Raw genomic sequence first — 19,353 nt, 5'->3', positions numbered from 1 at the left:
ATGGCGAGCGTCTACCGCGGGTACGACCTCACACTGGGCCGCGAGGTCGCGATCAAGATCCTCGACCGCGAGCTGGCCGACGACAACGCCTTCCGCACCCGGTTCCGCCTCGAGGCGCAGGCAGCGTCCCGCATGGCTCACCCGACGATCGTGCGGGTGTACGACGCCGGCGAGGACTCCCTGACGTCGCCCGACGGCACCGTCCGCCCGGTCCCGTTCATCGTGATGGAGCTGGTCAAGGGCCGGCTCCTCAAGGAGATCATCGCCGCAGGCCCCGTTCCCGTGACGGATGCCGTCCGCTACGTCGACGGCATCCTCGAGGCTCTTGAGTACTCGCACCGCGCCGGTGTCGTGCACCGCGACATCAAGCCCGGCAACGTCATGGTGACGGATGCCGGTCAGGTGAAGGTGATGGACTTCGGCATCGCCCGCGCGGTGTCGGACAGCTCGTCGACCGTCGCCGAGACCACCCAGATCCTGGGCACCGCCGCGTACTTCTCGCCGGAGCAGGCGAAGGGGGAGCCCGTCGATGCCCGCGCCGACGTGTACTCGACCGGCGTCGTGCTGTACGAGCTGCTCACCGGCCGCCAGCCGTTCCGCGGCGACTCACCGGTGGCGGTGGCCTATCAGCACGTGAGCGAGGCGCCGGTGCCGCCGTCCGAGGTGAACGACACGGTGCCCCGCGCCCTCGACACCGTCGCGCTCCGCGCCCTCGCGAAGGACCCGTTCCAGCGCTACCAGGACGCCGCGGGCTTCCGCGAGGCGCTCGACGCGACCGTGGACGGCCAGCAGCCGTCGAAGCGGCAGGTGGGGGCCCTCACCAGCGAGCTGTACGGCCCCAACCCGCGCCAGGCCGCCGAGACCGCGCGGTCGCTGCGCCAGCTGAGCACCGACACGACGATGAAGCGCACGCAGGCCGGTCCGCCGGTCGCCTGGATCTGGGCGGGCGTCGCCCTGCTGGCGGTGCTCCTCATCTCGCTGCTGTTCTGGGTGCTCACCATCCAGCCGCGCGACGATCTGCCCGACAATGTGCGCGAGGTGCCCGATGTGTCGGGCATGACCTACGAGCGGGCGAACGAAGCACTGGCCGAGGCCGACCTCCGGGCGATCCGCGTCGACGAGGAGAACACCGAGGTCGCCACCGGCAACGTCATCCGCACCGATCCCGAGGCGGGCACGTCGGTGACGCCCGACCAGCAGGTCAGCGTGTACGTCTCGACCGGACAGCAGATGTCGACGGTGCCGACACTGGTCGGACTCGGGCAGGATGCCGCGACAGCCGCCATCACGACCGCCGGGCTGCAGCTGGGCACCGTCACCCCGCAGAACGACAAGGACCTGGCCGCCGGCACGGTGATCTCGAGCGATCCGGTCGACGGGGCGAGTGTCGCCGCCGGCACGATGGTGAACCTCGTCGTGGCTTCCGGCCGGGTCGCGATCGACGACGTGCGGGGCTACACCGTCGACGCGGCCACACGTGAGCTCGAAGAGGTCGGGCTCACCGTGACCGCGCAGGAGGACCCGAACTGCGCCGGCGGCGACCCCGCGACCGTGCAGTCGCAGTCGCTGACCCCCGGCGACGTGCCGGTGCACTCGGAGATCACGCTGATCTACTGCACGGGCCCATAGCCGGACCGCGGGGTTGCCGCGGGCTCAGGCGTCGTCGCACCGCCGGCTCAGGCGTCGCGTCGGGGACTGAGCGTGGCGCCGCGGGCTGCGGCATCCGTGAATCCGACCGATGCGAGCCAGTTGCCCAGCAGGCGGTGTCCGCCCTCGGTCAGCACGCTCTCGGGATGGAACTGCACGCCGACGATGGGCGCGGTGCGGTGGGCGACGCCCATGATGACGCCGCTCGCCGTGCTGCTGGTGACCACGAGCTCGGCCGGCAGCGTCTCGGGCACGATCGCCAGCGAGTGGTAGCGCGTCGCGGTGAACGGGTCGGGGAGCCCGGCGTAGAGCGGCGAGCCGTCGTGCTGCACGAGCGATGTCATGCCGTGCATGAGCTCGGGAGCGTGGTCGACCGTCGCCCCGTAGGCCTCCGCGATCGCCTGGTGGCCCAGGCACACGCCGAGGAGCGGAATGCCGCCCGATGCCGCCGCACGGACGACGGCGATCGACGCGCCGGCGGCTGCGGGGGTGCCCGGTCCGGGTGAGACGAGCACCGCGCGGCGACCCGCGACGACACCGGCGGGATCGTCGATCGCATCGGCCTCGACCATGTCGGTCTCCGCCCCGAGCTCGTGCAGGTAGCCGATCAGGGTGTGGACGAAGCTGTCGTGGTTGTCGACGACGAGGATGCGCCCCGTTGACGGTGCCGCGGTCACGACACCGGCGCACCCGACGGCGCGGCGGGGAGCCCTACGGTGACATCCTGCGGGTTCACGAACTGGCTCACCCAGGGGAAGACGTAGAAGAGCAGCCCGTAGAGCACCGCCGCGATGAGGACGAGCAGGATGAGCACCCGCACCCACCCCGGTCCGGGAAGGACTCGCCACAGCGCCGCGTACATCAGGCCACCGCCTGGAGGGATGCCGGCTCCCCGGCGTCGCGGGGCGTGAACGACTCGAACACGCCGTATGCGACGATGCGCTCGGTCATGGCGTACATGGGGCTGCAGCTCGTCAGGGTGATGTAGGCGGTGCCGGCGGGGACGTCCATTGCCTGGGGTACGGGAAGAAGCACTTCGACCTCGTTCGGGCGGACGTACTGGAGCGTCCGGAAGCGGTAGGTGTACCAGCCGGCCTGCGTCTCCACGACGATCGCGTCACCCACGTGCAGGTCGGCGATGCGGTTGAACGGCTTGCCCCACGTGGTGCGATGGGCGGCGACGGCGAAGTTGCCGGGCTCGCCCGGCATCTTGGTGCCGGGGTAGTGGCCGATGCCGATTGGGTCGAGGGTGCGGGAACGTGTCACACCACCAGCCATCGGCACCGCGTAGTCCGATCCGAAGCGGGGGACGTACATGACGGCGAACTTCTCGCCGTCGCCGGGTTCGGGGAGCACCGGCGGCGGCGCCGTGACCGGAGCGGCCGATGCGGACGGATCCGGCTCCGGCGCGGCGACGACGGGATCCTCGCCCTCGTACTGCTCCGCCCACTCCTGCGAGAGCTGGGTCCCTTCGGCGTTGCGCTCGGCGCCGTAGATCAGATCGCCGACCCACAGCTGCCAGACGACGTAGAGGAGCACGATGACACCGGCGGTGATGAGCACCTCGCCGATGACACCGACGACGGACGTGCGCCGGCGCGGGGTCTGCTGCCTCCGCGCGGCGCGCCCCAGACCGGACACCGCTTCATCCACAGGGGGATTCTCGCACAGCAAGTGTTGGGGTCGGCTGGCAGTTAGACTCTTCCCATGGCACGACCCGGCAAAGACGACGACTCGCTCGTCGAGCGCGCAGAAGGCGAGGCGGCACCCAACCCGGTGTGGTTCAAGCCGATCATGATCGGACTGATGCTCATCGGTCTGGTCTGGATCCTCGTCTTCTACCTGAGCGGCATGGCGTTCCCGATCCCCGACATCGGGGCATGGAACCTGGTGATCGGCTTCGGTATCGCCTTCATCGGCTTCCTCATGACGACGCGCTGGCGATAGCGAGCTCCTGCGAGCGAGAAGCCCCGGTCTATGGCGACCGGGGCTTTTCCGTGCGCGGATACCGTCATCTCGGCGGCAGAACCCGCGTGATGGCCCGCATCCTGAGTTGTTAACAACTCTGTTAACACCTGTGAATTACACCCGTGTCATTCTCCCCAGGCTGTGGATGGGCCTGTGGATAACTCCGGCTCGGCGCGCCTGAAGCCTTACGCGAGGACCACGCCGGGGAAGACCACCGGCACGAAGAGGAGCGCCACGAGTCCGGCACCGACGGCGACCAGCAGGCCGATCTGCAGGCCGCGCTGCCGCACCGCGCGGGTGCGCGTGAAGATGAACGCGACCAGCAGGCCGACCAGCAGGCCGCCGACGTGCGCCTGCCACGATACGTTGAATCCGGGGATGAACCCGATGACGAGGTTGATGCCGAGGACGACGGCGATGCCGGCGATGTTCGCGCCGATGTGGCGCCCGATCACCAGCAGCGCCCCGAACAGGCCGAAGATGGCGCCGGATGCCCCGACGACGGGCGTCGTGAACGAGAGCAGTGTCACCGCCACCGAGCCGCCGATGGCGCTCAGCACGTAGAGGGTGAGGAACCGCCACCGGCCGAGGAGCGGTTCGAGGCTGCGGCCGATCATCCAGAGCGCGAGCATGTTGAGGCCCACATGCCAGATGCCCGCGTGCACGAGTGCGCCGGTGAGCAGACGCCACGGCTCGAAGCGACCGGTCACGTCGGGGTACATCAACGGCGCCCAGTAGAGCAGCGTCTGCTGCACCGCATCGCCGACTCCGCCGGGGATGAGTGTCAGCAGGTACACGAAGGCGGTGAGGCCGATGATCGTGTAGGTGACGATCGGCTGTCCCGACGACGCCGACACCGCGCGCGGACGCGACCAGCGGCGCTCGGCCTTGCGCTGCGCCGGCGACTGCGACTTCTGCTGGTCGCGCAGGCACTCGGGACAGATCACGCCGACGGCGGCGGGGGTCTGGCACTCCGGGCAGATCGTGCGCAGGCATCGCTGGCAGAGCACGAAGCTCTGCCGATCCGGATGCCGGTAGCAGAAGTTCTCGCGGTTGCGCTGGAAGTCGTCGGTGCTCACGCGGCCCCCGTCTGTGGGTTTCGTCGGGTCAGGGCTGCGGCGGACCCGGGCGCGCAGCGGTGTTCCGCTGCACGCCCGGCGCGCGAACCGTCAGGCCGAGACGATGTCGATCGACTCGATGACGACCGGCTCGACCGGGCGGTCGCCGGCGGCCGTCGGAACCTCGGCGATGGTGTCGACGACGGCCTTCGAGGCGTCATCGGCGACCTCGCCGAAGATCGTGTGCTTGCCCTGCAGCCACTCCGGTCCGCGGCCACCCTGGCCGGGGACGGTGATGAAGAACTGCGAGCCGTTGGTGCCCTCGGGCTGACCGGTGATCGCGTTGCGGCGCAGGCCCGCGTTCGCCATGGCGAGCTTGTACGGATCGGTGAAGGTGAGCTCGCCGTTGATCTCGTCGTTGAAGTTGTAGCCCGGTCCGCCCACACCCTGGCCGAGCGGGTCGCCGCCCTGGATCATGAAGCCCGAGATGATGCGGTGGAAGATGACGTCCTTGTACAGCGGGCCCTCGCCCGGCTTGCCGGTCGCCGGGTGCGTCCACGCCTGCGACCCGTCGGAGAGCCCGACGAAGTTCTGCACGGTGCGGGGGGCGTGGTCTCCGAACAGGTTGACGACGATGTCGCCGTAGTTGGTGTGGATCGTTGCGACAGCTGTATGAAGCGGCATTCCTACATTGTCTCAGAGTTCACTGCAACCCCTCCCGTCTCGGCGGGGGTCTGGCAAGATGGGGAGACGACATCCCCACGACAGGGAGGGCAACCGTGAGCGTCAGCCGCAAGCGCAAGAAGGAACTCGAGAAGCTTCAGAAGCAGGCGAACCAGCTGTGGGAGTCGCAGCAGGTGCTGGTCGGTGAGGCCGCATCCGTCGCACGCGAAGCAAGTCGCCAGCTCGGGCACTTCGGCCGCGAACAGGTCAAGCCGCAGATGCAGGCCGGTTACGACAAGTACGCCGCACCGTACGTCGACAAGGGCAAGAAGGTCGTCAACAGCACGGTGATCCCCGCGGCAGGCGCCGTGGTCGGCTCCGCGCTGTCGGTCTGGGATGCGGCGAACGACACGCGCGCGCAGCTCGCCAGCGGCCGTGGATTCGCACTGCCCGACTCGAAGAACTACGGCAAGAAGGCCGACAAGTACGCTCGCGAGGCGAGCCGGTACCTCTCGGCCAAGCTCGAGCGGTCCGCACCGCAGAAGAAGGGGATGGGCGCCGGCGGCGTGATCGCCATCATCCTCGGCGTCGCAGCCGCGGTCGGCGTGCTCTACGCCGCATGGCAGACGCTCCGCGCCGACGACGAGCTCTGGGTCGCGGACGACCCGCTGCGCGCTCCGGATGCCTGAGCCCGCCACGGGCGAGGCACTGACGGGGGTCGACCGCGTTCGCGCGGCGGCCTCCGCGCGCGGTCTGGAGATCGAGATCCGCGAGCGTCCGGCGGCGAACAGCCTGCCCGAGGCGGCCGCGATCCTCGGCATCCCCGCGTCCGGCATCGTGAAGACCCTCGTGGTCAAGCGCAGCGACGACACCTTTCTCTTCGCGCTCGTCCCGGGTGACCGGGCCATCTCGTGGCCGAAGCTGCGGGCCGTCGTCGGCGTGAACAAGCTGCAGCTGCCGGATCCCGCACGCGCGCTGGCCGCCACCGGGTACGAGCGGGGGACGATCGTGCCCCTCGGCAGCACCCACGACTGGCCGATCTACGCCGACAGCGAGATCGTCGGCCAGCGCATCGCGATGGGCGCGGGCGCACACGGCTACAGCATGTTCGTCGACGCCGATGACCTCATCGCCGCCTACGGGGCGACGGTCGCCGACATCACGCAGCCGATCGACTGACGGCTGAGCCCACGCTCACGAGGGCGGCAGCTCGACGGCCGCCATCTCGAGCGCGATGTCGACGAGCTTCACGCGCTGCAGTGCGTTCACCTCCGCGAGCGGGAACCACTCCGCGCGGTCGGTCGAGCCGTTCTTCTCATGGCGCAGGCGGCCACCGGTGACGTGCGCGCGGTAGACGATCCGCAGCGTGTGCAGCGGCAGGTCGGCGCCCGGTTTCAACCGGCGGCCGGGTGGGATGACACGGGAGTGGATGCCGAGCAGCGGACCGATCGTGACGCGATAGCCCGTCTCCTCCCTGACCTCGCGGCGAGCCGCACGCTCAGGATCCTCACCCTCTTCGAGCCCGCCCCCGGGCAGCGTCCACGCGGCGCGGCGACCCTCGTTCCAGTGGGCGAGCAGAAGGCGGTCGTGTTCGTCGATGATCACCGCGTACGCCGCGACACGCAGGTCCATGCTTCACCCTATCCGCGCGAGACTTCCAGAGAACGAAGAAGCCGGCCCCTTGCGGGAACCGGCTTCGTGTGTTTTGTGGAGCCTAGGAGATTCGAACTCCTGACATCCTGCTTGCAAAGCAGGCGCTCTACCAACTGAGCTAAGGCCCCGGGGCTTTCGGTGGGGCTACCAGGACTTGAACCTGGGACCTCTTCATTATCAGTGAAGCGCTCTAACCGCCTGAGCTATAGCCCCGAATGTCTGCGGAACTGCGTCCCGCAACCTCCAAGACTTTACCCGACGAAGCTCGATTTCACGAATCGGACTGGTTGACTGGGCACGTGACCGCGACCTCTCATCCCGGCGAGCCCCACGGCGCCGGACTCGGGCAGAGACTCAACTGGCTGCGTGCCGGTGTACTGGGTGCCAACGACGGCATCGTGTCGGTCGCCGCGCTCGTTGTCGGCGTCGCCGGCGCGACCACCGACACCGGCGCGTTGTTCACCGCGGGCATCGCCGGGCTCGTCGGCGGGGCGATCTCCATGGCACTCGGCGAGTACGTGTCGGTGAGCAGTCAGCGCGACTCGGAGCGCGCGCTGATCGCCAAAGAACGCGGCGAGCTGCGCGACATGCCGGATCAGGAGCTGGAGGAGCTGACGCAGCTGTATCGCGACCGCGGCCTGTCCGAGGCGACGGCGCGCGTGGTCGCTCACGAGCTCACCGCGCACGACGCACTGTCGGCCCACCTCGAGGTGGAGCTGCACATCGACCAGGAGGACCTGGTCAATCCCTGGCACGCGGCGCTCTCATCGGCGATCGCGTTCACCCTCGGTGCACTGCTGCCGCTGCTGGCGATCCTGCTCCCGCCCCCAGAGTGGCGGGTGCCCGTCACCTTCGTCGCCGTGCTGCTCGCCCTCGCGGCGACGGGGACGGTGTCGGCGAGCCTCGGCGGTGCGCCGCGCCTGCGCGCGGCGACACGTCTGGTGATCGGCGGCGCGCTCGCGCTCGTCGTCACCTGGCTCATCGGCACGCTGCTCGGCACGACGGTCGTCTGACCGCATACACGAAGCGCCGGCATCCGCAGATCGACTCCGCGGATGCCGGCGCTCAGGCGCGTGGGCGTCAGTTCGAGGTGAAGCCGACGAGCAGGCCGCCGGTGACCTTGACAGCCAGGTTGTAGATGCCCGCGATCACGGCGCCGAGCACCGTGAAGACCACGAGGTTGAGGATCGCGACGACGGCCGAGAAGGCCAGCACCTGCGGGAAGCTCACGAAGTCCGACAGCAGGATGCTGCCGTCCGAGAAGCTGGAGAAGAACTCATCGGCCTTGTCGATCAGGCCGGTGGTCTGCACCACCAGGAAGACCATCACGAAGGCGACGACGGTCACCACCGCGATCGCGATCGCGGCGAGGAAGGACAGCTTCACCGCGGACCAGAAGTCCACGTACACCAGGCGCAGGCGCACCTGCTTGGCGCTGGTCTTGTGACTCGATTTCTTGGCGAGCTTGTCGGCTACCGTGCTCATGCGTCAGTGCTCTCTTCGGGGGTCTCGGGGGAGGCATCCGACCCGTCGGTGTCTTCTGATGACGGGGTCTCAGGTGACGGTGCCTGTTCGGCTCCGTCGGCGGCGTCCTCGGGTTCTTCGGCAAGGCCGCGTTCACCGTTTCGGGCGATTGCGAGGATGCGGTCGTCATCGCCGGAGCGGGCGAACACGACACCCATCGTGTCTCGACCCTTGGCGGGGACCTCGGCCACGGCAGAGCGTACCACCTTGCCGCTGGCAAGAACCACCAAGACCTCGTCGTCCTCCGAGACGATCAGACCACCCGCGAGATCGCCCCGATCCTCGCTGAGTTTGGCTACCTTGATGCCCAGTCCGCCGCGGTTCTGCACGCGGTACTGGTCCACGGCGGTGCGCTTGGCGTACCCGCCCTCGGTCACCACGAAGACATAGCCGTCGTCGGTGGCGACGGATGCCGAGAGCAGGCTGTCGCCGGCGCGGAAGTCCATCCCCTTCACACCCGACGTCGAACGGCCCATCGGACGCAGCGCCGAATCGGTGGCCGAGAAGCGCAGCGACATGCCGTGCCGGCTGATGAGCAGGATGTCGTCGCCCTCGTCCACGAGCAGGGCGCTGACGACTTCGTCGTCGGGGCCTGCTTCGTCGTCGTCGCCCTCCTCGGGCACCTGACCGCGCAGCTTGATGGCGATGATGCCGCCCTGGCGGTTGGTGTCGTACTCGGTCAGGCGGGTCTTCTTGACGAGGCCGTTGCGTGTGGCCAGCACCAGGTAGGTGGCGACCGAGTAGTCGCGGATGTCGAGTATCTGCGCGATCTCCTCGTCGGGCTGGAGCGCCAGAAGGTTGGCGACGTGCTGTCCCTTGGCGTCGCGGCCGGCCTCCGGCACCTCGTACGCCTTGGACCGGTACACGCGGCCCTTGTTCGTGAAGAACAGGAGCCAGTGGTGGGTCGTCGTGACGAAGAAGTGCTCCACCACGTCGTCGGCGCGCAGCTGCGCGCCCTTGACGCCCTTGCCGCCGCGGTGCTGCTGGCGATAGTTGTCGCTGCGGGTGCGCTTGATGTAGCCGTCGCGCGTGACGGAGATCACCATCTCCTCTTCGGGGATGAGGTCTTCCATCGACATGTCGCCGTCGAACCCGTGGAGGATGTGCGTGCGACGCTCGTCGCCGAACTTGTCGACGATCGCCGTCAGCTCCTCGCGCACGATGTCGCGCTGTCGCTGCGGGGTGGCCAGGATGTCCTGGTAGTCGGCGATCTGGCGCTCGAGCTCGGCGGCCTCGTCGATGATCTTCTGGCGTTCGAGCGCGGCCAGGCGGCGCAACTGCATCTGCAGGATCGCGTCGGCCTGCACGTCGTCGATGTCGAGAAGCTTCTGGAGGCCCTCGTTCGCCTCCTGCACCGTCGGCGACCGGCGGATCAGCGCGATGACCTCGTCGAGCGCGTCGAGCGCCTTGAGGTAGCCGCGCAGGATGTGCATGCGCTCCTCGGCCTTGCGCAGCCGGTAGGTGGTGCGCCGGACGATGACGTCGATCTGGTGGTCCACCCACAGCGCGATGAAGCCGTCGAGGGCGAGCGTGCGGGGCACGTTGTCGACGATCGCGAGCATGTTCGCGCCGAAGTTCTCCTGCAGCTGCGTGTGCTTGTACAGGTTGTTCAGCACGACCTTGGCGACGGCATCCCGCTTGAGGACCACCACGAGACGCTGACCGGTGCGATCGGAGGTCTCGTCGCGGATGTCGGCGATGCCGGTGATCTTGCCGTCGCGGGCGAGATCGCCGATCTTGACCGCGAGGTTGTCGGGGTTCACCTGGTACGGCAGCTCGGTGATGACGAGGCAGGTGCGCCCCTGGATCTCCTCGATCGCGACGACGGCGCGCATCGTGATCGACCCGCGGCCGGTGCGGTACGCCTCGCGGATGCCCTTCGTGCCGAGGATCTGCGCGCCGGTCGGGAAGTCCGGACCGGGGATGCGCTCCATGAGCGCCTCGAGCAGCTCCTCGCGCGAGGCGTCCGGGTGCTCCAGCGCCCACAGTGCGCCAGCGGAGACCTCACGCAGGTTGTGCGGCGGGATGTTGGTCGCCATGCCGACGGCGATGCCGACGGAGCCGTTGACCAGCAGGTTCGGGAAACGCGCCGGCAGAACCGACGGCTCCTGTGTCTGCCCGTCGTAGTTGTCCTGGAAGTCGACGGTCTCTTCCTCGATGTCGCGCACCATCTCGAGCGCGAGCTGAGCCATCTTCGTCTCGGTGTACCGCGGGGCGGCGGCGCCCATGTTGCCGGGCGAGCCGAAGTTGCCCTGCCCCTGCGCCAGCGGGTATCGCAGCGACCACGGCTGCACCAGACGGACGAGGGCGTCGTAGATCGCCGTGTCGCCGTGCGGGTGGTACTGGCCCATGACCTCGCCGACGACGCGGGCGCACTTCGAGAAGGACTTGTCGGGGCGGAACCCGCCGTCGTACATGCCGTAGATCACGCGGCGGTGCACCGGCTTCAGGCCATCGCGAACATCGGGGAGTGCGCGGCCGATGATGACGGCCATCGCGTAGTCGAGATAGCTGCGCTGCATCTCGAGCTGCAGATCGACCTGGTCGATGCGGCCGTGCTCGTGCTCAGGCTCGGGGCGTTCGTCTTCAGCCATGGGCTTCTTTCGTGTCTGTGCGTTTCGTCTCGCTGTGCTCGCTCAATGACCGGGCCTGTGCCCGGTCAGATGTCGAGGAAGCGGACGTCCTTGGCGTTGCGCTGGATGAACGTGCGGCGGGACTCGACGTCCTCGCCCATCAGGACGGAGAAGATCTCGTCGGCGGCGGCCGCGTCGTCGATGGTGACCTGACGCAGCGTCCGGGTCGTGTGGTCCATCGTGGTCTCCCACAGTTCCTTGGCGTTCATCTCGCCGAGGCCCTTGTACCGCTGGATGCCGGAGTCCTTGGGGATCCGCTTGCCGCCTGCGAGCCCGTCCTCGAGCAGCGCGTCGCGCTCCTTGTCGGAGTACACGTACTCGTGCGCCGAGTTGGTCCACTTCAGCCGGTACAGAGGGGGCATCGCGAGGTAGACGAAGCCGGCCTCGATGAGCCCGCGCATGTAGCGGAACAGCAGGGTGAGCAGCAGCGTGGTGATGTGCTGGCCGTCGACATCGGCATCCGCCATCAGCACGATCTTGTGATAGCGGGCCTTGTCGATGTCGAAGTCCTCGCCGATGCCCGTGCCGAAGGCCTGGATCATCGCCTGGACCTCTTTGTTGGCCAGCGCCTTGTCGAGGCGTGCGCGCTCGACGTTGAGGATCTTGCCGCGCAGGGCCAGGATCGCCTGGGTGTGCGGGTCGCGCCCCGATACCGCGGAACCGCCGGCCGAGTCGCCCTCCACGAGGAAGATCTCGCTGATCGAGGGATCCTTGCTGGTGCAGTCCTTGAGCTTGTCGGGCATCGCAGCCGACTCGAAGACGCTCTTGCGACGCGCGGTCTCGCGCGCCTTGCGTGCCGCCATGCGCGCGGTGGCCGCGTCGATCGCCTTCGTGATGACGCGCTTGGCCTGCACCGGGTTGCGCTCGAGCCAGTCGCCGAGCTGGTCGCCCACGACCTTCTGCACGAACGACTTCGCCTCGGTGTTGCCGAGCTTCGTCTTGGTCTGACCCTCGAACTGCGGCTCGGACAGCTTCACCGAGATGACGGCCGTGAGTCCCTCGCGGATGTCGTCGCCGGTGAGGTTGTCGTCCTTCTCCTTGAGGAGGTTCTTGTCGCGCGCGTACTTGTTGACCAGGGTCGTCAGCGCCGCGCGGAAGCCTTCTTCGTGCGTGCCGCCCTCATGCGTGTTGATCGTGTTCGCGAAGGTGAAGACGTTCTCGGTGTAGCTCGTGGTCCACTGCATGGCGAGCTCGAGAGAGATGTGGCGCGTGGTGTCTTCCGACTCGATCTCGATGATCTCGTCGTTGACGACATCGGCGTGCCGCACCTTGTTGAGGTACTCCACGTAGTCGACGAGACCGCGCTCGTAGTAGAAGTCGTCGTAGGGCTGGCGCTCCTCGGACCCGCCGCCCTCGGCGTCGGTGACGTACGCCGACCCGGGACGCTCGTCGGACAGCGTGATGCGCAGTCCCTTGTTCAGGAAGGCCGTCTGCTGGAACCGGGTGCGCAGCGTGTCGTAGTCGTAGTGCACCGACTCGAAGATCGTGTCGTCGGGCCAGAACTCGATGACCGTGCCGGTCTCTTCGGTGGGCTGGCCCTTCGCGAGGGGCGCCTGCGGCTGCCCGCCGTCGCGGTAGGACTGCCGCCACACGTACCCTTCGCGCTTGACCTCGACCTCGAGGCGCGTCGAGAGCGCGTTGACGACCGACGAGCCGACGCCGTGCAGACCGCCCGAGACGGCATACCCGCCGCCGCCGAACTTGCCGCCGGCGTGCAGCACCGTGAGCACCACCTCGACCGTCGACCTGCCCTCGGTGCGGTGGATGCCGACCGGGATGCCGCGGCCGTTGTCGACGCAGCGGATGCCGCCGTCGGGCAGGATCGTGACGTTGATGGTGTCGCAGTAGCCGGCCAGTGCCTCATCGACGGAGTTGTCGACGATCTCGTAGACCAGATGGTGCAGGCCGCGCTCACCGGTCGAGCCGATGTACATGCCCGGGCGCTTTCGCACCGCTTCGAGACCTTCCAGGACCTGGATGTCGTCTGCCCCGTACGCGTTGGGAGCCTTGTCGGGCGTTTCGGGTTCCTCGGAAACGTTATCGGGGGTGTCAGACGTCATCTTCGCGAGGGCTCCAAATCCTTCGATGGGGGCCCTGACAGTCTATCGGGTAACGGCCCGATCACAGCGCTCTACGCCCCTGTAAGGGGATGAAAGATGCTCGGATGACTCCGAACGTGGCTTATCCGTAGGTATCGCGCGGACCGCGGCCTGGAATCGTTCTGGGACCCCATTTCCAGGAGGGGACGTCGGGCCCGATGAAGCGGACCGAGTCGACCTTCGCCTCGGGGAAGCGGCGGACGATCTCCGAGAGGATGTGCGCGCGCATCAGCTGGAGCTGTTTCGCCCAGGCCGTGGAGTCCGCCTGCACCGTCAGCGACCCCTCCGAGAACGCGACAGGGCGGGTGTGCCGTGCGGTGTCCTCGCCGGCGACCTCGGCCCACGCGCGGACGACGTCTTCACGGGCGAGCTGGCCATTCCACCCGGCCTCGCGGGTGAGGTCCGCGATGACGTCACCCACGCCGCGGGGGTCGCGCCCGGGAGCGAAGGGAATGTTCTCGTCGTCGACGGTGCGGCGGCGGCGCTTGCGGAACGACCGCGCCGAGGGCTCGAGTCCACGCAGCCGCAGGTACGTCGCGATGGTCTCGGGCACGTCCGTGCGGTCGGGGACGCCCCCGGCACCGGGGCCGCTGACGGCATCCGGCGACTTCTGGGGCTCGGCGCCCGGGCCGGCCGAAGGATCAGGCATCCGCCGCCTCCGCGTCCGCGGGGTCGAGGATGCGCCCGGCCTCCACCCGGACCATGCGGGCCCGGAGCCCCTCCGGCACGTCGCCCTCCACCGCGGCGGTCACGACCACCTGCTCGTAGCCGGCGGCCAGCTGGGCGAGACGGGACCGGCGGTCGGTGTCGAGCTCGGCGAACACGTCGTCCAGGATGAGCACCGGGTCGCCGAGGCGTGAGTCGGCACGCAGCAGCTCCGCCGACGCGAGGCGCAGCGAAAGAGCAACGGACCAGGACTCGCCGTGCGAGGCATAGCCCTTCACCGGAAGTCCGCGGATGCGCAGCAGCAGGTCATCGCGATGCGGACCCACCAGCGTCAGCCCTCGTTCCAGCTCGGACGTTCGCTTCGCCGCCAGCGCCTGGCGGAAGAGATCCGCGATGCGGTCGGCGGAGGAATCCGCGGGCTCGCCGGGCGCCGCGGACGCTGACACGGCCGATCCGGAGCCGGCGTCGCCGTCCTCATCGCTCGCCGCGCCGGCGACCGAGAGCGCCCACTCGATCTGCGGGTCATGGTCGGCCCCGGCGATCGCGGTGTACGCAGCGGCGAGGGGCGTCGCGAGATCGGTCGCGAGCGCGAGTCGGGCGGCGATGAGCTGCGTGCCGAGCGAGATGAGCTTGTCGTCCCAGACGTCGAGCGTCGACAGCGCGTCGCCCCGGATGCCCCGCGCCTTCGCCGATTTCAGCAGCGCGGTGCGCTGCTTGAGCACACGGTCGTAGTCCGCGAGCACTCCGGCCATGCGCGGAGCGCGCTGCACCAGCAGCTGATCGGCGAAACGCCGGCGCGCCGACGGATCGCCGCGGACGATCTGCAGATCCTCGGGCGCGAACAGCACCACCTGCGCGTACCGGGGCAACTCGGTCGGCTTCACCGACGCACCGTTGACCCGCGCCTTGTTGGAGCCCTGCCGGTTGACCTGGACCTCGAGCTGCACACGACGGTCGCCGTGCGCCAACCGGGCGCGGATGATCGCGGCATCCGCTCCGTCACGCACCATCGGAGCGTCATTCGAGACGCGATGCGACCCCAGTGTCGCGAAGAACGCGATCGCTTCGGCGAGATTCGTCTTGCCCTGACCGTTGCGGCCGACGAAGACGTTCGGCCCGGGCCCGAGCTCGACGTCGGCGGCCGCATAGTTGCGGAAGTCGACCAGACTCAGGTGCTCCACGATCACCGGACAAGCCTAGTGATCGGCGCCGACGCCGGGATGCTGGTCAGCGCAGCAGCAGGTTGGGCTGCAGCAGGTACCGGAACGATTCCGAACCGGCGCGATCGACCGAGGTCTGCGGGGTGATCAGCACCGGGCTGAGCTTGTTCGCGTTCTCGCTCGAGGTGAACGTGATCCGCACGAACTCGCTCTTGACCGCGCCGAGCGACTCGAGCAGGTACTGCGGGTTGAGGCCGAGGGTCACCTCGTCGCCGCCGAGGAGCGTCGCATCGACCGACTCGGTCGCACGCGCCTGCTCGGTTCCCGACGCGTCCATCGAGACGCTGTCGGCCGTGAAAGTGAACCGCAGCGGCGCGGAACGGTCGAGCACCAGCGACACGCGGCGCACCGCTTCGGCGAGCTCTGCCGTGTTGACCACCGCGTGGTGCTCGGTCTGCGCGGGGAAGAGACGCCGGACGGGCGGGAAGTTGCCCTTGATGAGCAGCGACGTCACGGTCTTGTTGCCCGCGGTGAAGGCGATGATCTCGCGATCGCCCGAGCCCGAGAAGGCGATGGAGATGTCGCCGCCGTGCGCGAACGTCTTGCCGACCTCGGTCAGGGTGCGCGCCGGCACGAGCGCCGTCGTCGACTCGTCGGCGGCGGTGCCGCCGCCGTCCCACGGGATCTCGCGGAGTGCAACACGGTAGCGGTCGGTCGCGACCAGGCTGAGGCTCGTGCCCGAGACCTCGAGCTGCACGCCGGTGAGAACAGGGGTCACGTCGTCGCGCGACGCGGCGAACGCCACCTGGGCGATCGCGGTGGCGAAGTCCTCGGAGGGAACGAGGCCGGAGTCGCCGGTGACCTCGGGGATCGCGGGATACTCCTGCACCGGCATCGATGCGAGGGTGAACCGTGCGGAGCCGCAGGTCAGCAGGATGCCGCCGTCGTCGTCGACCTCGATCTGGATCGGGGCGTTCGGCAGACGGCTGGCGATGTCGGAGAGCAGCCGGCCGTGGACGAGGATCGTGCCCGGGTCGTCGACGGTCGCGTCGATGGTGGTGCGGGCCGACGCCTCGTAGTCGAACGCGGCGAGCGAGAGGCCCTCGGCGGATGCCTCGATCAGCACGCCCGCGAGGATCGGCTGCGGATTGCGCTGCGGCAGAAGCTTGACGACGAACGATACGGCTTCGCTGAACACATCGCGATTGACGTGGAACTTCACGAACGCTCCTCTGCAGCGGGCCCACAGGCTACGGGCTCGGGGTTCTCATGCTAGTGCCAGGCTCCGAGATTGCCAGTCCGGCTCCGTCCGGCTCGGAGCTCTCCACCGCAAAGGTGATCGGACGGGTTCATCAAAGAGATTTCTTGTCATGGTGTTAACGACTGTGGAAACTGTGGACAACTTGCGTGTTGCCAGTCGGGACAGGGAAACCACAAGAGTGTGAGTTGTGGAACGGCTGCGGAGGGACGTCGGGAAGACGGATGCCGCGGCCCCGGCATCCGCAATCCATCCACAGGCTTCCCCCGCTCGCTCACAGGGGTTTCCGCAGGCTTGGAGAGTTATCCACAGGTTTTCCACACTGTGCAGAACCGGAATCATGGCCCTGTGCGCGGCACCTGTCAAGAACTTCTTCGGGCATATGCAGAGATGGGCCCGCGCGTCGGAACGCACGGACCCATCGCGGGGTGTAAGCGGATCGTCAGCGACCGTTGCGGCCGAGCTGAGCGGTGATCTCCGTCACCTGGTTGTAGATCGAACGGCGCTCCTTCATGAGCTCGCTGATCTTCTTGTACGCGTACATGACGGTGGTGTGGTCGCGGTTGCCGAACAACTGGCCGATCTTGGGCAGTGACAGGCTCGTGCGCTCGCGACACAGGTACATGGCGATCTGGCGGGCCGTTGCGACGGACTGCGAGCGGCTCGAGCCGTACAGGTCGTCGACGGTGAGCTTGAAGTAGGCGGCCGTGGCCGTGATGATGTCCGTCGGCGAGATGACGTTGGCGTCGTCCTGATCGACGATGTCGCGCAGCACGGTCTGCGCGAGCGACATGTCGAGAGTCGAGCGGTTGAGGCTCGCGAACGCCGAGACGCGGATGAGAGCGCCCTCGAGTTCGCGGATGTTCGACGACACGACGGTCGCGATATACTCCATCACCTCGTCGGGGATGTGGAGGCGCTCGGACTGCGCCTTCTTGCGCAGGATCGCGATGCGCGTCTCGAGGTCGGGCGCCTGCACATCGGTGATGAGGCCCCATTCGAACCGGCTGCGCATGCGGTCCTCGAAGCCCGTCAGGTGCTTCGGCGGCACGTCGCTGGTGATCACGACCTGCTTGTCGTGGTCGTGCAGCTGGTTGAACGTGTGGAAGAACGCCTCCTGCGTCTCGGCGCGCCCCTGCAGGAACTGGATGTCATCGATCAGCAGGATGTCGACATCCCGATACCGCGCCTGGAATGCCGAACCCCGGTTGTTGGCGATCGAGTTGATGAAGTCGTTCGTGAATTCCTCGCTCGACACGTACCGCACGCGGATGCCGGCGTACAGGCTGAGCGCGTAGTCGCCGATGGCGTGGAGGAGGTGGGTCTTGCCGAGCCCGGAGTCGCCGTAGATGAACAGCGGGTTGTACGCCTTCGCCGGCGCCTCGGCGACCGCGACGGCCGCCGCGTGGGCGAATCGGTTGGACTGGCCGATGACGAAGTTGTCGAACGTGTACTTCGGGTTGAGGCGGGTGTCGCTGCGCGAGACGGATGCCGTGTCCGCCGGCTCGTCGAGATGCGGGCGCCCGATGGGCGGCGCCGACGGGATGACCTGCGTGGTCGACTGGATCGGGATCGGCGCGGTGAGATGCGCGTCTGCCAGATCCGGATTGACGACGACACGGAACGTCGACGCCGGGTTCTGCCCGTCCTGCACGACCCGCGTGAGAGCCTCGAGGATCGGCGCGCGCATGCGCTTGGTGAACTGCGCAGCGGTCAGATCGTTGGGAACGTCGAGGTACAGCGTTCCCCCCATGACACCCTGCGGAACGGCCAGGCTGATGAAGCCGTGGAGCTGCGGGGTGATGCGATCGTCGCGCACGAGTTCGTCCAGTACGGCCGTCCAGACCGGAACGTCTGGAACTTCGTGCGGTGTCATGGCCCCCCCGGGTTGTCGATGTTTCCACCGGAAGCCGCGGAAACGTCGGTCCAGGCCTGTGGATAACTGCCGGAGCCACGCTAGTCAGCGGGCGTCGCGTGAGCAAACTCCACTGTAGATCCGCCCTGCGTGTCGGTGCCAGGGTCGAATGCGTCCTCGGTGCATAATGACACGTTCTGCGCTCGGTTTGAGTTATGAGGCGACACGACGTAGCCTTAATCGGTTGACTTATGCCTTCGTGGCAGTCGCCCCTGTACACACGTCCCCGGTCTCGAGCGTCCCGGTGACACCTGATCGGAAGTAGTTCCCATGAGCAAGCGCACCTTCCAGCCCAACAACCGCCGCCGCGCCAAGAAGCACGGCTTCCGCGCCCGCATGCGCACGCGCGCCGGCCGCGGCATCCTCTCGGCTCGTCGCGCCAAGGGGCGCACCGAGCTCTCGGCCTGAGCCGAGCGGTGCTCGGGAGGCGGAACCGACTCACCCGCGGAGCGGAGTACAAGGCCGTCGTCCGTCGGGGCCGTCGGTGTGCCGGAGCGCACACCGTGACATACGTGAACCGCGCCGTGACCGATGGTCCGGCGCGGTTCGGTTTCATCGTCAGCAGGCAGGTCGGTGGCGCCGTCGTGCGCAACACCGTCCGCCGTCGACTCAAAGCCCTCTGCTTCGAGTCGCTCGAGATTGTCGCTGCCGGCGATGACATCGTGATCCGCGCTCTGCCGAGCGCGGCATCCGCGTCGTTCGCCGATCTGCGCCGCGACGTCGAGAAGTGCCTGGCGCGGAGGACCCGATGAGCGTCCTGCCCGGCTACGCCCTCGGCGAGGCCGAGTTCTCGGCATCCGATTCCCTCCGGAGCGTTCCGCTGCTCCCCCGCAACGTCGTTCTGGCGTTGCTGCACGGATACCGTGCCACCATCTCCCACACCTACGGCGATGTCTGCAAGTACTACCCCTCGTGTTCGGCGTACGCCGTCGGCGCGGTGCAGCAGCACGGAGCCGTGAAGGGCGCAGCGCTCACCGCAGCGCGCCTCGCCCGATGCCACCCGTGGGCCGTAGGCGGCGTCGATGACGTGCCGCTCCACAAGCACTTCCGGCACGAACTGACCCGTCATGGGTACGTCGTGCCTGCCCCCACCGGAAAGGACTGATCCT

Annotated in this window: 21 protein-coding genes and 2 tRNA genes; 8 read left to right on the top strand and 15 right to left on the bottom strand. The window is 68.1% G+C overall.

What is annotated here, in order from left to right; all coding sequences use genetic code 11:
- A complete protein-coding gene (gene pknB / locus MRBLWS13_RS12750) occupies nucleotides 1-1,629 on the top strand; it encodes a Stk1 family PASTA domain-containing Ser/Thr kinase (protein ID WP_349429055.1) in 1,629 nt (542 codons plus the stop codon).
- Nucleotides 1,630-1,676: 47 nt separating this feature from the next.
- Here the strand turns inward: pknB and MRBLWS13_RS12745 are convergent, their stop codons facing one another.
- The 3 genes from MRBLWS13_RS12745 to MRBLWS13_RS12735 are packed head-to-tail and all read right to left on the bottom strand — an operon-like array spanning nucleotide 1,677 to nucleotide 3,300.
- Nucleotides 1,677-2,324, bottom strand: a complete 648-nt coding sequence (locus MRBLWS13_RS12745) for a gamma-glutamyl-gamma-aminobutyrate hydrolase family protein (RefSeq protein ID WP_349425728.1) — start codon at nucleotides 2,322-2,324, stop codon at nucleotides 1,677-1,679.
- Nucleotides 2,321-2,509: a hypothetical protein gene (locus MRBLWS13_RS12740; protein WP_349425727.1), complete on the bottom strand. Its 189-nt coding sequence runs from the start codon at nucleotides 2,507-2,509 to the stop codon at nucleotides 2,321-2,323. Before MRBLWS13_RS12740 ends, MRBLWS13_RS12745 begins: the two co-directional genes overlap by 4 nt.
- Nucleotides 2,509-3,300 carry a class E sortase gene (locus tag MRBLWS13_RS12735; protein ID WP_349425726.1) on the bottom strand — a complete coding sequence of 264 codons (792 nt, stop codon included), beginning with the start codon at nucleotides 3,298-3,300 and terminating at the stop codon, nucleotides 2,509-2,511. Before MRBLWS13_RS12735 ends, MRBLWS13_RS12740 begins: the two co-directional genes overlap by 1 nt.
- Nucleotides 3,301-3,354: 54 nt before the next feature.
- Here MRBLWS13_RS12735 and MRBLWS13_RS12730 point away from each other — a divergent pair, with 54 nt between their 5' ends.
- Nucleotides 3,355-3,594 carry a cell division protein CrgA gene (locus MRBLWS13_RS12730; RefSeq protein ID WP_045301992.1) on the top strand — a complete coding sequence of 80 codons (240 nt, stop codon included), beginning with the start codon at nucleotides 3,355-3,357 and terminating at the stop codon, nucleotides 3,592-3,594.
- 206 nt (nucleotides 3,595-3,800) lie between these two features.
- Here the strand turns inward: MRBLWS13_RS12730 and MRBLWS13_RS12725 are convergent, their stop codons facing one another.
- The gene (locus MRBLWS13_RS12725; RefSeq protein ID WP_349425725.1) at nucleotides 3,801-4,694 is read right to left on the bottom strand and encodes a rhomboid family intramembrane serine protease; all 894 of its coding nucleotides are present in this window, start codon (nucleotides 4,692-4,694) and stop codon (nucleotides 3,801-3,803) included.
- 90 nt (nucleotides 4,695-4,784) lie between these two features.
- Nucleotides 4,785-5,357 (bottom strand): peptidylprolyl isomerase, encoded by a 573-nt coding sequence (locus MRBLWS13_RS12720; RefSeq protein ID WP_349425724.1) that lies wholly within the window; start codon nucleotides 5,355-5,357, stop codon nucleotides 4,785-4,787.
- Between the two features lie 95 nt (nucleotides 5,358-5,452).
- On the opposite strand from MRBLWS13_RS12720, the gene MRBLWS13_RS12715 reads away from it, so the two are divergent.
- Complete coding sequence (locus tag MRBLWS13_RS12715) at nucleotides 5,453-6,025, top strand: DNA helicase (protein WP_349425723.1); 573 nt, start codon at nucleotides 5,453-5,455, stop codon at nucleotides 6,023-6,025.
- A complete protein-coding gene (locus MRBLWS13_RS12710) occupies nucleotides 6,018-6,515 on the top strand; it encodes a YbaK/EbsC family protein (protein WP_349425722.1) in 498 nt (165 codons plus the stop codon). Before MRBLWS13_RS12715 ends, MRBLWS13_RS12710 begins: the two co-directional genes overlap by 8 nt.
- Nucleotides 6,516-6,530: 15 nt before the next feature.
- Here MRBLWS13_RS12710 and MRBLWS13_RS12705 read toward each other — a convergent pair whose 3' ends face one another.
- The 3 genes from MRBLWS13_RS12705 to MRBLWS13_RS12695 all read right to left on the bottom strand — a co-directional run bounded on the left by MRBLWS13_RS12705 (nucleotide 6,531) and on the right by MRBLWS13_RS12695 (nucleotide 7,202).
- On the bottom strand, nucleotides 6,531-6,968 hold the full coding sequence (locus MRBLWS13_RS12705) for an NUDIX hydrolase (protein ID WP_349425721.1): 438 nt from the start codon (nucleotides 6,966-6,968) through the stop codon (nucleotides 6,531-6,533).
- A 76-nt stretch (nucleotides 6,969-7,044) separates the two neighbouring features.
- Nucleotides 7,045-7,117: transfer RNA gene (locus MRBLWS13_RS12700), tRNA-Ala, on the bottom strand.
- An 11-nt stretch (nucleotides 7,118-7,128) separates the two neighbouring features.
- Nucleotides 7,129-7,202 (bottom strand) — tRNA-Ile (locus MRBLWS13_RS12695).
- Between the two features lie 86 nt (nucleotides 7,203-7,288).
- On the opposite strand from MRBLWS13_RS12695, the gene MRBLWS13_RS12690 reads away from it, so the two are divergent.
- Complete coding sequence (locus tag MRBLWS13_RS12690) at nucleotides 7,289-8,002, top strand: VIT family protein (RefSeq protein ID WP_349425720.1); 714 nt, start codon at nucleotides 7,289-7,291, stop codon at nucleotides 8,000-8,002.
- A 67-nt stretch (nucleotides 8,003-8,069) separates the two neighbouring features.
- Here the strand turns inward: MRBLWS13_RS12690 and MRBLWS13_RS12685 are convergent, their stop codons facing one another.
- From MRBLWS13_RS12685 to dnaA, 7 genes are all read right to left on the bottom strand, one after another.
- The gene (locus MRBLWS13_RS12685) at nucleotides 8,070-8,474 is read right to left on the bottom strand and encodes a DUF3566 domain-containing protein (protein ID WP_331906620.1); all 405 of its coding nucleotides are present in this window, start codon (nucleotides 8,472-8,474) and stop codon (nucleotides 8,070-8,072) included.
- Entirely contained in the window at nucleotides 8,471-11,107 is a 2,637-nt protein-coding gene (gene gyrA / locus MRBLWS13_RS12680) for a DNA gyrase subunit A (protein WP_349425719.1), read from the bottom strand. Before gyrA ends, MRBLWS13_RS12685 begins: the two co-directional genes overlap by 4 nt.
- Nucleotides 11,108-11,172: 65 nt before the next feature.
- A complete protein-coding gene (gyrB, locus tag MRBLWS13_RS12675; RefSeq protein WP_349425718.1) occupies nucleotides 11,173-13,206 on the bottom strand; it encodes a DNA topoisomerase (ATP-hydrolyzing) subunit B in 2,034 nt (677 codons plus the stop codon).
- Nucleotides 13,207-13,327: 121 nt separating this feature from the next.
- The gene (locus MRBLWS13_RS12670; protein ID WP_349425717.1) at nucleotides 13,328-13,894 is read right to left on the bottom strand and encodes a DciA family protein; all 567 of its coding nucleotides are present in this window, start codon (nucleotides 13,892-13,894) and stop codon (nucleotides 13,328-13,330) included.
- Nucleotides 13,887-15,098 (bottom strand): DNA replication/repair protein RecF, encoded by a 1,212-nt coding sequence (gene recF, locus MRBLWS13_RS12665; RefSeq protein WP_349425716.1) that lies wholly within the window; start codon nucleotides 15,096-15,098, stop codon nucleotides 13,887-13,889. The genes MRBLWS13_RS12670 and recF overlap by 8 nt, the downstream gene beginning before the upstream one ends.
- 40 nt (nucleotides 15,099-15,138) lie before the next feature.
- Nucleotides 15,139-16,293, bottom strand: coding sequence for a DNA polymerase III subunit beta (gene dnaN / locus MRBLWS13_RS12660; protein WP_349425715.1), 1,155 nt, complete (start codon nucleotides 16,291-16,293; stop codon nucleotides 15,139-15,141).
- Between the two features lie 478 nt (nucleotides 16,294-16,771).
- Entirely contained in the window at nucleotides 16,772-18,205 is a 1,434-nt protein-coding gene (gene dnaA / locus MRBLWS13_RS12655) for a chromosomal replication initiator protein DnaA (RefSeq protein WP_349425714.1), read from the bottom strand.
- 309 nt (nucleotides 18,206-18,514) lie between these two features.
- Here dnaA and rpmH point away from each other — a divergent pair, with 309 nt between their 5' ends.
- Genes rpmH through yidD form a run of 3 tightly spaced genes read left to right on the top strand, consistent with a single transcriptional unit; the run spans nucleotide 18,515 to nucleotide 19,349 of the window.
- Nucleotides 18,515-18,652: a 50S ribosomal protein L34 gene (rpmH, locus tag MRBLWS13_RS12650; protein ID WP_055952712.1), complete on the top strand. Its 138-nt coding sequence runs from the start codon at nucleotides 18,515-18,517 to the stop codon at nucleotides 18,650-18,652.
- Between the two features lie 8 nt (nucleotides 18,653-18,660).
- Complete coding sequence (rnpA, locus tag MRBLWS13_RS12645; RefSeq protein WP_349425713.1) at nucleotides 18,661-18,996, top strand: ribonuclease P protein component; 336 nt, start codon at nucleotides 18,661-18,663, stop codon at nucleotides 18,994-18,996.
- Nucleotides 18,993-19,349, top strand: a complete 357-nt coding sequence (gene yidD / locus MRBLWS13_RS12640; protein WP_349425712.1) for a membrane protein insertion efficiency factor YidD — start codon at nucleotides 18,993-18,995, stop codon at nucleotides 19,347-19,349. Before rnpA ends, yidD begins: the two co-directional genes overlap by 4 nt.
- Nucleotides 19,350-19,353 lie beyond the last annotated feature (4 nt).

Source organism: Microbacterium sp. LWS13-1.2, from assembly GCF_040144835.1.
Lineage (GTDB): Bacteria > Actinomycetota > Actinomycetes > Actinomycetales > Microbacteriaceae > Microbacterium.
Note: the sequence above shows the minus strand (reverse complement) of the source record. Positions and strands in the feature narration are given on the sequence as shown.